This window comes from Gryllotalpicola ginsengisoli DSM 22003, assembly GCF_000419445.1.
GTDB lineage: Bacteria > Actinomycetota > Actinomycetes > Actinomycetales > Microbacteriaceae > Gryllotalpicola > Gryllotalpicola ginsengisoli.
The window spans coordinates 480325-492545 of record NZ_AULK01000001.1 but is presented as its reverse complement, the minus strand read 5'-3'; the positions used below and the strand labels follow the sequence as shown (position 1 = coordinate 492545).

The 12221-nt window shown below is 72.4% G+C and carries 11 protein-coding genes; 6 read left to right on the top strand and 5 right to left on the bottom strand.

Translation table 11 applies throughout. From position 1 onward, the window contains the following. Window positions 1–42: 42 nt before the first annotated feature. From H563_RS14610 to pepN, 4 genes are all read right to left on the bottom strand, one after another. Entirely contained in the window at window positions 43–1317 is a 1275-nt protein-coding gene (locus tag H563_RS14610) for a sensor histidine kinase (protein WP_022881017.1), read from the bottom strand. Further along, window positions 1314–2183 carry an ABC transporter permease subunit gene (locus tag H563_RS0102360; RefSeq protein ID WP_022881016.1) on the bottom strand — a complete coding sequence of 290 codons (870 nt, stop codon included), beginning with the start codon at window positions 2181–2183 and terminating at the stop codon, window positions 1314–1316. The genes H563_RS14610 and H563_RS0102360 overlap by 4 nt, the downstream gene beginning before the upstream one ends. Then, window positions 2180–3091, bottom strand: a complete 912-nt coding sequence (locus H563_RS0102355; RefSeq protein WP_022881015.1) for an ABC transporter ATP-binding protein — start codon at window positions 3089–3091, stop codon at window positions 2180–2182. Before H563_RS0102355 ends, H563_RS0102360 begins: the two co-directional genes overlap by 4 nt. A 154-nt stretch (window positions 3092–3245) precedes the next feature. Then, window positions 3246–5810, bottom strand: coding sequence for an aminopeptidase N (pepN, locus tag H563_RS0102350; protein WP_022881014.1), 2565 nt, complete (start codon window positions 5808–5810; stop codon window positions 3246–3248). A gap of 66 nt (window positions 5811–5876) precedes the next feature. Here pepN and H563_RS0102345 point away from each other — a divergent pair, with 66 nt between their 5' ends. From H563_RS0102345 to H563_RS0102320, 6 genes are all read left to right on the top strand, one after another. Continuing rightward, window positions 5877–6479: a mycothiol-dependent nitroreductase Rv2466c family protein gene (locus H563_RS0102345; RefSeq protein ID WP_022881013.1), complete on the top strand. Its 603-nt coding sequence runs from the start codon at window positions 5877–5879 to the stop codon at window positions 6477–6479. Window positions 6480–6558: 79 nt separating this feature from the next. Further along, complete coding sequence (locus H563_RS0102340; RefSeq protein WP_022881012.1) at window positions 6559–7284, top strand: ABC transporter ATP-binding protein; 726 nt, start codon at window positions 6559–6561, stop codon at window positions 7282–7284. Then, the gene (locus tag H563_RS0102335; protein WP_022881011.1) at window positions 7281–8612 is read left to right on the top strand and encodes an FtsX-like permease family protein; all 1332 of its coding nucleotides are present in this window, start codon (window positions 7281–7283) and stop codon (window positions 8610–8612) included. Before H563_RS0102340 ends, H563_RS0102335 begins: the two co-directional genes overlap by 4 nt. Window positions 8613–8632: 20 nt before the next feature. Next, window positions 8633–9121: a ribose-5-phosphate isomerase gene (locus H563_RS0102330; RefSeq protein ID WP_022881010.1), complete on the top strand. Its 489-nt coding sequence runs from the start codon at window positions 8633–8635 to the stop codon at window positions 9119–9121. Beyond that, the gene (locus tag H563_RS0102325; protein WP_022881009.1) at window positions 9121–10122 is read left to right on the top strand and encodes an Fpg/Nei family DNA glycosylase; all 1002 of its coding nucleotides are present in this window, start codon (window positions 9121–9123) and stop codon (window positions 10120–10122) included. The genes H563_RS0102330 and H563_RS0102325 overlap by 1 nt, the downstream gene beginning before the upstream one ends. Further along, window positions 10110–11567, top strand: a complete 1458-nt coding sequence (locus tag H563_RS0102320; RefSeq protein ID WP_027478998.1) for an amidohydrolase — start codon at window positions 10110–10112, stop codon at window positions 11565–11567. Before H563_RS0102325 ends, H563_RS0102320 begins: the two co-directional genes overlap by 13 nt. On the opposite strand, the gene H563_RS17185 is transcribed toward H563_RS0102320, so the two are convergent. Next, window positions 11549–12211 carry a Pr6Pr family membrane protein gene (locus H563_RS17185; RefSeq protein WP_022881007.1) on the bottom strand — a complete coding sequence of 221 codons (663 nt, stop codon included), beginning with the start codon at window positions 12209–12211 and terminating at the stop codon, window positions 11549–11551. The two genes, H563_RS0102320 and H563_RS17185, sit on opposite strands and share 19 nt — an antisense overlap. Window positions 12212–12221 lie beyond the last annotated feature (10 nt).

Below are 12221 nucleotides of genomic sequence, written 5' to 3'. Positions count from 1 at the left end.
CCGCACCAGCGCCTGATCGTCGGCGATCGCCACTCGGATCACTCAGACCTCCTCCTTCTGCGCCGCCCGTGCGGTACCGCGGGCGCCGGGCAGCACCGCCGAGACCCGCCAGCCGCGGCCGTCGCGCGGACCGGCGGCGAGCGAGCCGCCGAGCGCGGCGACCCTCTCCGCCATGCCGATGATGCCGCGGCCGGCGCCGACCGACGGCGTGGGGATGCCGGGCAGCCCGTCGTCCTCGACGGTGATGACGACCGGGTCGCCGTCGGCGTCGATGCGCACCGCGACCTCGGTCGGGCCGTGCGCGTAGCGCAGCGCGTTGGTCAGCGACTCCTGCACGACCCGGTGCACGGCCAGCTGCACCGCCGGGTCGGGGGCGAGCTCCCCGTCGACGCGGAGCGTGACCGGCAGCCCGAGGTCGCGGAAGCGCTCGGCGAGCGCCGGCAGCTCGGCCGCCGTGGGCTGCGGGGCGAGGGCGGCCTCTCCGTCGCCGCCGAGCACGCCGAGCATCCGTCTCATGTCGCTGAGCGCGGCGCGGCCGGTCTCGGCGACCTGGCGCATCGCGTCGGCGGCACGGCGCGGGTCGGCCTCGGCCGAGAACGCGGAGCCCTCGGCGAGGGTCACCATGACGGTGAGCGAATGCGACACGACGTCGTGCATCTCGCGGGCGATGCGCGCCCGCTCGGCGGCCGCGGAGAGCTGCGCCTGCTGGTCGCGCTCGCGGGCGAGCTGGTGGGCGCGGTCGATCAGGGCGGCCAGGTAGCGTTTGCGGCCGCCGACCGTCGTGCCGAGCAGCAGCGCGACGAGCAGTTCGATCGCCAGCACGGCGGCCCACTGCAGCGGCGAGCGGGCGAGCGTGTGCTCCTGCAGGCCCGGCCACGCCGCCCACGCGTAGAGCGTCGAGCCGAGCTCGAGGGCGGCGGCGCCGATCCAGGCGGTCGCGTTCGAGCGGTACACCGCCAGGCTGTAGATGCCGAACACGGGCAGCAGCTGGCCGGGGCTCTGGGCGGTGAACACCGACGGCAGCAGGGCGATCGCGAGCAGACAGACGGCGAGGATCGGCCGGGTGCGGCGCACGAAGAAGCCCACGGATGCCCCGGTGATCGCGAGCGCGCCGATGAGCGCGCCCCACGGCCCGAGCGTCGCGGCACGGCCGCCCGTGGGCAGCAGGGTCGCGACCGTGATGAGCAGTGCGGGCAGCCCCCAGAACAGCGCGATCAGCGCGTCGGCGAGCCGCGGGTGCCTGGCCCAGAACTGCCGGACGACCCCCGGCGGCCGCGGCAGCCGGAGGTCGTCCTGATTCGACGGGGGAAGGCTCACGCGTCCCGGCGCTTGGCGAGCACGGTGGCGACGGCCCCGACCAGGAAGGTCAGCCCCGCGGTGACGCCGAAGGCGGACCATCCGTTCAGCTGGATCACGTCGCCGCCGGTGTCGGCGCCGGACGCGCCGCTGCCGGCGTCGTAGCTGTACAGCTCGCGGCCGGCCTCCGAGGGCAGGAACTGGTTCACGTCGAGCAGCCAGTTCGCGTCCATCAGCCCGCCGATCACCTGCAGCATCGTCGGCACCACGAGCAGCAGCCCGAGGGTGATGGCGATGCCGCCGGCGGTGGTGCGCACGAGCAGCCCGATGCCGAAGGCGAGCAGCGCGAGCAGGGTGACATAGACGCTCGAGCCGAGGATCGGCAGCACCACGGCGGACTCGCCGAGGTTCACCGCCACGCCCTTGCCTTCGAGGGTCGGCGCGGCGAGCGCGACCCCGATCCAAGTGGAGGCGGCACTGAGCACGAAGGTGGTGACCGCGAGCACGAGCGCCTTGGCGAACACGGCGCCGAGCCGGCCCGGGTCGGCGGTGAAGGTGGCGCGGATCATGCCCGTCGTGTACTCACCGGTCATGATCAGCACCCCGAGCACCGCGACGACGAGCGAGGTGAGGTTCACGCCGAGCGTGGCCACCTGCACCACGACCGCGTTGGCGGCGTCGCCCGTGAGGCCCTTCCCGTCGCCGAGGTGGCCCACGGCGGAGACGAGCACGGGCAGGCCCACGTTCAGCACGAAGAGGATCGCGAAGCACCAGACCGTGGAGCGGATGGTACGCAGCTTGATCCACTCGCTGCGCACGAGGCGGGGGAAGGTCAGTCGCACACCGGTCAGGTCTGCGGGCGCCTGCGGCGCGGCCACTGCGGTCATCGGGTCACCTCTGAGTGGTATTCGACCTCGTCCTGGGTCAGTTCGAGGTAGGCCTCTTCGAGGCTTGCGGAAACGGGGGTCAGCTCGTGCAGCACGACGCCGGCGCCGGCCGCGGCCTCGCCGATCTGCGCCGCGCCGATGCCGGCGACCGAGAGCGAGCCGTCGGCTCCCTGCTCGACGGTCACGTCGGGGCCCGAGATCACCTCGACGAGGCGCTGCGGGGTCGGCGTGCGCACGGTGACGCGCTGCCCGGTCGCGCCGGAGAGGATCGATGCGATCGGGGCATCCGCCAGCACGCGGCCGCGGCCGAGCACGATGACGTGGTCCGCGGTCTGCGCCATCTCGCTCATCAGGTGGCTGGAGAGGAAGACGGTGCGCCCCTGCGAGGCGAGGTAGCGGGTGAGCTGGCGCACCCACAGCACGCCCTCGGGGTCGAGGCCGTTGACGGGCTCGTCGAGGATGAGCGTCTGCGGGTCGCCGAGCAGCGCGGCGGCGATGCCGAGGCGCTGGCCCATGCCGAGGGAGAAACCGCCGACGCGCTTGCCGGCCACCTTCTCGAGGCCGGTCATCTCGATCACCTCGCCGACGCGCGCCTTCGGGATGCCGTGGGTGGCGGCGAGGGCGAGCAGGTGGTTGTAGGCGCTGCGGCCGGTGTGCACCGCCTTCGCCTCGAGCAGCGCGCCGACCTGCCGCAGCGGGTCGCGGTGCTCGGGGTAGTGCTTCCCGTTCACGGTGACGGTTCCGGTCGTCGGCCGGTCGAGACCCATGATCATGCGCATGGTCGTCGACTTGCCCGCGCCGTTGGGGCCGAGGAACCCGGTCACGATGCCGGGGCGGACGGTGAACGACACGTCGTCCACCGCGAGCTTGGATCCGTACCTCTTGCTGAGGTGCTGGAGTTCGATCATGCGGGCAACGCTACGGAAGAAGGGCCTCGGCGCACATCGTGCGCGAGGCCCTTCTTGCGGTACGGATGCATCAGACCCAGGTACTACGCCGCCCGCTGGTCGACTCACGCGCCGCCGCTGGTCGACTCACGCGAAGCGTGAATGGAGACCAGTGCTACGCCGCATCCGCCGCCTGCACCTTGAGCGCGCGCTCCACGCGCGCGAGGTTCTCCACGACGAGGCGGCGCAGGGCGGCCGGCTCGGGGTTCTCGGCGAGCCAGGCCCGGGTCGCCTCGGCCAGCTCCTCGTTCGCGAGCGTGAACGGGTACATGCCGTTGATCAGGCCGGCGGCGATCGCGTAGCTGCGGGTCTCCCAGAGCTCGCGCAGCGCGGCGAAGTACTTGCCCACGTACGGCTCGAGCAGCCCGTGGTCGCGGGCCCGCTGGAAGCCGAGGCCGGTGGCGCGCACGATCAGGTTCGGCGCGCCCGCCTGCTCGACCACCGACGCCCACGCGGCGGCCTTGCCCTCGGCGGTCGGCAGCGCCGCGCGGGCGTGCGCGGCCGACTGCTGCCCGCTGGCGGTGTTGTCCGCGTCGAGGGCCGCGTCGATCTCGTCGGCGCCGGCCTTGCCACCGACGACCAGCGACTGCAGCAGCTCCCAGGCGAGGTCGGTGTCGACGCTCAGCCCGGCCAGCTCGACCGAGCCGTCGCGCAGGCCCGCCACCGCGGCGAGCTGCTCGTCGGTCTGCGCGAGCTGCGCGAAGGTCTTCACGAACTGGAACTGGGCGTCGCTGCCCGGCTCGGCCTGCTGCGCGAGCGCCCAAAGCGCGTCGGCCGCGGCGATTCCGGCCGCCTGGCGCTTCTCGGGCGCGACGTACGCGCCGACCGACAGCACCAGCTGTCCGAGCGCGGTGCGCATCGTGGTCGAGCCGGTTTCGGCGCCGATGTTGTTCAGCACGAGCCGCACGAAGTCGCTGGCCTTCGCCTCGGCGTCGCGCGTGGCGTCCCACACGGCGCCCCAGATCACGGCGCGCGCCAGCTCGCTGTCGATCTTGCCGAGGTGCGCGACGGCGGTGGCGAGCGAGCGCCCGTCGAGGCGGATCTTGGCGTAGGCCAGGTCGTCGTCGTTGAGCAGCACGAGGTCGGGCTGCTCGAGGCCGACGAGCTCGGCGACCTCGGTCCGCTCGCCGTCCACGTCGAGTTCGACGCGGTGCGTGCGGCTCAGGGTGTCGCCCGAGAGGGTGTAGAAGCCGATCGCGAGCCGGTGCGGGCGGATCGTCGGGTAGTCGGCCGAAGCGGACTGCAGCACCGCGAATGAGGTGATGCGGCCGGAGGCATCCGTCTCGATCTCGGGTCGCAGCGTGTTGACGCCGGCGGTCTCGAGCCACTTCTTCGACCAGTCGCCGAGGTCGCGGCCGCTGGTCGCCTCGAGCTCGACCAGCAGGTCCTTCAGTTCGGTGTTCGAGTAGGCGTGCTTCTCGAAGTACTCGTGCACGCCGGCGAGGAACGCGTCCTGCCCGACCCAGGCGACCAGCTGCTTGAGCACCGAGGCGCCCTTGGCGTAGGTGATGCCGTCGAAGTTGACCTGTACGTCCTCGAGGTCGCGGATGTCGGCGACGATCGGATGCGTCGATGGCAGCTGGTCCTGGTTGTACGCCCAGCTCTTCTCGGTCGAGGCGAAGGTCGCCCACGCCTCGGTCCACTCGGTGGCCTCGGCCGTGGCGAGGGTGGAGGCGTACTCGGCGAACGACTCGTTGAGCCACAGGTCGTTCCACCATTTCATGGTGACCAGGTCGCCGAACCACATGTGCGCGAGCTCGTGCAGGATCGTGACCACCCGGCGCTCGCGCACCGCGTCGGCGACCTTGGAGCGGAACACGTACGCCTCGGTGTGCGTCACGGCGCCCGCGTTCTCCATGGCGCCCGCGTTGAACTCGGGCACGAACAGCTGGTCGTACTTGGCGAACGGATACGGCCGGCCGAACTTCGACTCGAAGAAGGCGAAGCCCTGCCGGGTCTTCTCGAAGATGTAGTCGGCGTCGAGGTAGGGGAACAGCGACTTGCGCGCGTACGCGCCGAGCGGGATGGTGCGGCCGTCGGTGCTGGTCAGCTCGCTGAACGCCCCCTGGTACGGGCCGGCGACGATCGCGGTGATGTATGAGGACAGCGGCGGGGTGGGGTCGAACACCCAGGTGCGGGTGTCCTTCAGCGAGGCGCCGTCGACCGGGCCGGAGAAGATCGGCTCGGGGGTGGGGGAGTTGCTGACCACGACCCAGTCCGCCGGCGCCGTCACCGTGAACCGGTAGGTCGCCTTGAGGTCGGGCTGCTCGAACACGGCGAAGACGCGCCGCGCGTCGGGCACCTCGAACTGCGAGTACAGGTACACCTCGCCGTCGACGGGGTCGACGAAGCGGTGCAGGCCCTCGCCGGTGTTGGTGTACATCGCGTCGGCGACCACCACGAGCGTGTTCTCTGCGGCCAGCTCGGGAAGCTGGATGCGCACGCCGTCGTTCACGGATGCCACCTCCAGCGCCTGCCCGTTGAGCGTCACCGAATGCACCGTCTTGGAGATCAGGTCGATGAACGTCGAGGCGCCCGCCGTGGCCGAGAACGTCACCTTGGTCTCGCTGCGGAAGACCTCCGGCCCGGTCGTGAGGTCGAGCTTGATCTCGTACGAGTGGGGCGAGACGACGGCTTTGCGTTCGGCGGCTTCGACGCGGGTGAGGTTCTCTCCGGGCACGGTTCTCCTTCGGCGTGGGGCGGGCGGCGCGCCCGCGGATCCCACCTTACGGAGTAGAACTGGGGCATGCCGACTTCCGTTGACTTCTGGTTCGACCCCTCCTGTCCGTGGGCCTGGATGGCCTCCCGCTGGGTGGACGAGGTGAGCGCGCACCGCGACCTCGAGGTCACCTGGCACATCATGAGCCTCGCCGTGCTGAACGAGGACAAGGACGTGCCCGACAGCTACCGCGCCAACTTCCCGCGCTATCTGAAGTACGCGCGCCTCGTCACCGCGGCCTGGCAGCTGCACGGGCAGCAGGCGGTGAAGCCGCTCTACGACGCGCTCGGCACCCGCATCCACCCCGGCGGGCAGAAGGACGCCGACGCGGTGATCCCCGCCGCGCTCGAGGAGGCCGGGCTGCCGGCCGCCCTCGCCGGCTACGCCGACTCCGACGAGTTCGACGCCGAGCTGCGGGCCAGCCACAACGACGGCATCGAGCGCGTCGGGCAGGAGGTCGGCACCCCGATCATCTCGGTCGAGGGCACCGCGTTCTTCGGCCCCGTGATCTCCCCGGCCCCGACCGGCGAGCAGGCGCTCGCCCTCTGGGACGGCGTGGTCGCGGTGGCGGCGTACGACGGATTCTTCGAGCTGAAGCGCACCCGCACCCGGGGCCCGATCTTCGGCTGAGAGAAGTCCCCCTGCGGTACGACCGCAGTCGGCACCGGCGGCCGATGTGCGCGGCCGGCCCGGCCGTGAGGCTGGGAACATGCGAACCCTCATCGAGGCCCGCGGCCTCACCAAGACCTTCGGAGCCACCCCGGCGCTGCGCGGCGTCGACCTCGACGTCTCGACCGGCGAGTCAGTGGCCGTGATGGGCCCCTCCGGCAGTGGCAAGACGACTCTGCTGCATGTGCTGGCGGGCATCACGCGGCCCGATGCCGGAACCGTGCGCCTGCACCGCGGCGCGGGCGTCGTCGACCTCGGCGCCGCGGGGGAGAAGCGGCGCTCCGAGCTGCGGCGCACCTCGTTCGGCTTCGTCTTCCAGCAGGGCCTGCTCGTGCCCGAGCTCACCGTGCTCGAGAACGTGGCGCTGCCGCTGCTACTGAACGGCGTGGCGAGAACGGATGCCGCGGCCGAGGCGCTTCGCCTGCTCGCGTCGCTCGGTATCGGCGAGACGGGCGAGCGTCGCGTCGGCGAGCTTTCGGGCGGTCAGCAGCAGCGCGTGGCCATCGCCCGCGCCCAGGCGGTGCGACCGGCCGTGGTGTTCGCCGACGAGCCGACCGGCGCACTCGACTCCGTCACCTCGGGCGAGGTGATGACGGCGTTGCTCGCGTCCACCGTCAACTCGGGGCGTGCGCTCATCGTGGTGACCCACGACGAAGCGGTCGCGGCCCGCTGCGGCCGCGTGCTGCGGATGCGCGACGGCATGGTCGTCGCAGAGTCGGGCGCGCCCGCGCCCGCAGCTGCAGGCGAACAGGAGCCGGTGCGATGACGCTCGTGAGCCTGGTGCGGCTCTTCGGTCGGCGCGGCGTCGGTGACCCGGCGACGGTAGCGCTGCCCGCGATCGCCTTCGCCGTGGTCACGCTCTGCGTCACGGTCGTGGCAGGGGGAGTGCACGCGTTCTTCGCGCTTCCGGGCGACCAGGCGCTCGTGTACCGCATCCTGTCGCTCATCGCGCTCGTGCTGCTCGGGGTGCCGCTTGCGACGCTGGGCGCCTCGGCGGCCCGCCTGGCCGCGCGCCGGCGTGACGAGCGACTCTCCACGCTGCGGCTGCTCGGCGCCTCCACTCGACTCGTCTCTGCGCTGACGGTGGTCGAGGCCACGACGGTGGCGCTCGCCGGCGCCCTCGCGGGGGCGGTCGCCTCTCTCGCCGCGCTGCCGTTCGGGGCGCTGCTGCGCTTCGACGGCCAGGCGCTCGGAGCTGCGATCTGGCCGCCGCTATGGGCATACCCGGGCGTCGTCGCCGGCGTCATGCTGCTTGCAGCCGCCAGTGCCGCGATCGGCCTGCGCCGAGTGATGCTCACCCCGCTCGGAGTGCGCACGCGCACGGTCGTGCCGCGTGTTCGACGCATCCGTGCGGTCATCGCCGTCCTCGTCATCGCGGCCGCCGCGGCGGCGATGTCCCGGCTCGGCCTGTTCGGCAGCATCGCAGTCGTGATCGCGGTCATGCTCGGCTGCTTCGCCGCCGTGCTGGCGGTGCTCGGCCTCGTCGGCCCGCTCGTGCTGCGCGGCTTCGCCCGCGGGTGGTTGCGCCGCGCCCGCACCGCGGGCAGGCTGCTGGCCGCCCGCAGCGTGCTCGACGACCCCAAGGCCGCGTGGCGGCAGGTGAGCGGCGTGGCGATGGTGAGCTTCGTGGCGGTGTTCGCCGGAGTCGGCGCAGCATTCGCCGAGGCGTCGGCGAGCGGGGGCGACCCGGTCGCCCGCACGCTCGCGGCAGACATCCGTTCGGGCGTGCTGATCACCCTGATCATGTCGTTCGCGATGGTCGCCTGCGCGGTCGGCGTGAACCAGGCGGCGGCGGTGCTCGACCGCCGGGCGCTCTACGTCGCCCTCGACCGAGCGGGCATGCCTGCGCGCGTGATGCACGCGGCGCGCTCGCGGGCGGTGCTCGCTCCGCTGCTGGTCGTCACGATCGGCGCAGCGGTCTGCGCCGCCGTGGTGGTGCTGCCGTTGACGGGCATCGCGCTGTTCCTCGAGCCGCTCACGCTGCTCGTGATCGCGGGCTGCTTGGCGGCCGGCATCGGCCTCGTCTGGGCGGGGCTCCTGGCCACTCGGCCGGTGCTCGCCGGCGTGCTCGCCGCCGGGCTCGTGGAGGTTTGAGCCTCAATAGGATTGACGGCATGCGCATCCACATCGCCACGGACCACGCCGGACTCGAGCTCAGCCAGCACATCCAGACGCATCTGCGCGAGCAGGGTCACGAGGTCGTGGACCACGGGCCCACGTCGTACGACCCGCTCGACGACTACCCGGCGTTCTGCATCAACGCAGCCCAGGCCGTGGTGAAGGATCAGCGGGCCGGGGTGCGCTCCCTCGGCGTCGTCTTCGGTGGCAGCGGGAACGGCGAGCAGATCGCGGCGAACAAGGTCAAGGGCATCCGCGCCGCGCTGGTGTGGAACGAGTCGACGGCGCTCTTGGCCCGGCAGCACAACGACGCCAACGTGATCTCGATCGGCGCCCGCCAGCACACCGAGGAGGAGGCGCTGCGCTTCATCGACCTGTTCATCGCCGAGCCGTTCAGCGAGGAGGAGCGCCACGTGCGCCGCATCGCCCAGCTGGCCGAGTTCGAGGCCACCGGCGACATCGCCGGCAAGGGCGTCGATCACTGATGCCCGAAGGGCATTCGGTCCACCGCATCGCCCGCCAGTTCGCGCGCAACTTCGTGGGCAAGCAGGTGGCGGTCTCGAGCCCGCAGGGCCGCTTCGCCTCGGGCGCGAAGATGATCGACGGCGCCGTGATGAAGCGGGCCACCGCCGTCGGCAAGCAGATGTTCCTCGAGTTCGACAACGGCCTGTGGCTGCGCGTGCACCTGGGCCTGTACGGCGCGTGGGATTTCGCGGGCGAGATCACGACGGATGCCACGATCCGATCCGCCGGCGGACGGATGGGCCAGACCAACCAGCGCGGAACCCTGCTCGAGACCGACGCCGACTACCTGAACGACCGCGCGGGGGAGGACTCGGTGCGCTCCATCGGCGCCCCGCGCCGCGCCCGGCTGCACATGGCCGAGTCTGAGAAGGAGAACGACGAGCCCGACTTCGAGTTCCCGCCGCCTCCGGTCGGACAGGTGCGGGTGCGCCTCCTCACCGACACGGCCTGCGCCGACCTGCGCGGCCCCACCAAGTGCGAGGTGCTGAGCCCGCACGAGGTGCAGCAGGTCATCGACCGGCTCGGCCCCGCCCCGCTGAACGACGCGTCGCCCGAGGCCGAGGAGCGTGTCGTGGCTGCCATCCGCCGCAGCGGCCAGCCGATCGGGCAGCTGCTGATGGACCAGTCCGTGGTCAGCGGCATCGGCAACGTGTACCGGGCCGAGCTGCTGTTCCGAGCCAGGCAGAACCCGTTCACGCCGGGCAAGCAGGTGCCGGAGGAGACCGCGCGGGCGCTGTGGCGCGACTGGGTGCACCTGCTCGACGTCGGGGTGCGCACCGGCCAGATGATGACCATGGACGACCTGAGCGACGAGGACTACCGCAAGGCCATGGCGAGCCGGGCCGACCGGCACTGGGTGTACCACCGCACCGGCGAGCCGTGCCGCGTCTGCGGCACCCCCATCGCCATGAAGGAGATGGCGAACCGCAAGCTGTACTGGTGCCCGACATGCCAGGCCTGACCTTCACCGGCGCGCGCCTGCTCGACGGGCGCCTCGTCGACGTCACCGTCACCGGCCCGGTGATCTCCGCCGTGACGCCGGCCGGCGAGCTGGACGCGCCCGGCGAGCACATCCCCCTCGACGGGCACCTGCTGATCCCCGGCCTGTGGGACCGGCACGTGCACTTCACCCAGTGGGCGCTGGCCGCTCGCCGCGTGCCGCTCGATGGTGCGCAGTCCGCCGCCGAGGCCGCGTTCATCCTCCGCGAGTGGGCCGACGCGCACCCCGACGGCGACGTGATCGGCGTCGGCTACCACGACGGGCTGTGGCCGGATGCCCCGCACGTCGCCCTCCTCGACGACGTCGCCGCGGACCGCCGCGTGATCGCCGTGAACGGCGACCTGCACAGCGTCTGGCTGAACTCCGCCGCGCTCAAGGCGCACGGCCTGCACGACCACCCGACCGGGGTGCTGCGCGAGGAGGACGCCTTCGCCGTGGTCCGCCGCCTGGCCGGAGAGCCCGACGAGGCGCGGCTCGACGAGTGGGCGCACCGGGCCGGCGAGGAGGCGGCCGCGCGCGGCGTCGTCGGCATCGTCGACTTCGAGATGAGCTGGAACATTCCGGTCTGGCAGCGCCGCTTCGCCGCCGGGTTCGACGAGCTGCGGGTCGAGGCATCCGTCTACCCGGCCGAGTTGGAGCGCGCGCTCGAGCTCGGCCTGCGCAGCGGTCAGAGCCTCGACGAGTCGGGGCTGCTCACCATGGGGCCGCTCAAGGTCATCAGCGACGGATCGCTCGGCACCCGCACCGCCTACTGCTTCGACCCGTACCCGGGCCGTACCGGCGCCGACGCGCACGGGCTGCTCACCGTGCCGCCCGATCGGCTCGTCCCGCTGCTGCGGCGCGCGCACGGCGCCGGGCTGCGCGCGGCCGTGCACGCCATCGGCGACCACGCCGCCTCGCTCGCGCTCGACGCGTTCGCCGTGACCGGTGCGCAGGGCTCGATCGAGCACGCCCAGCTGCTGCGGCCCGACGACCTCGGCCGCTTCGCCGAGCTCGGACTGGTCGCGAGCGTGCAGCCCGAGCACGCGCTCGACGACCGCGACATGGCCGAGACGCACTGGCCGGGGCGGTCCGACCGCGCCTTCCCGCTGCGCTCCCTGCTCGACGCGGGCGCCGTGCTCGCGCTCGGCTCGGACGCCCCGGTGGCCCCGCTCGACCCGTGGGTCGCGATCTCCGCCGCCGTGTTCCGCACCCGCGACGACCGGCCCGCGTGGCACCCGGAGCAGAGCATCACCCTGGCCGAGGCGGTCGCGGCCTCGACGCGCAGCACGATCGCGGTGGGCCGGCCGGCCGACCTGGTCGTGCTCGGCTCCGACCCGCGCGAGGCCGATGCCGCCGCGCTGCGCGAGCTGCCCGTGGCCGCGACGATGGTCGCCGGCCGGTTCAGCTACGACGCGATCCGCTGAGGGGCCACGAGCCCGGCCCCGCTCGGCTCGGGCGCACCCGTGAGCACCAGCCCCCGGTAGCGGCTCGCGCCCCACGCGGCGACTCCGACGGCCCCGGCGATCGCGACGATCGCACCGCAGTACACCGACACACTCGCGTACCCGCTCGCCGGATCGAGGAACGGATACGGCACCCACCCGTCGCTCGCGCCGCGCGTGAGCGTGACCGCGAGCCAGAGCAGCCCGTACGGGAAGATCACCCAGTAGTTGCGCCACTTGAGCGGCGCCCGGTCGCCGACCAGCAGCCAGTCCAGCACCGCGTACGCGGGCACGATGCCGTGCACGACGTCATTGGTCCACGGGATCGGGTTGGGGCTCGTGGCGGCCAGCAGCGTCCAGTACACGACGCCCACGATGAAGATGTACGTGGTCACCGCGCCGCGCAGGTATTCGACCCAGCGGATGCGCCGCCCCTGCAGCATCCCGATCGCGGCGGCGACCAGGCCGAAGCCCTCGGCCAGGTTGTTCTGGTTGGTGAAGTAGCCGAAGTAGTCCCACGGCCAGGTGTCGCCGTGGGTGAACCACGTGTGCAGGTACGAGGTGGTCACCGCAGACAGCATCAGCGCCGCCACGGCGAACCGGGCGGCGCTGATGCTGTATTTCACGTGACGGATG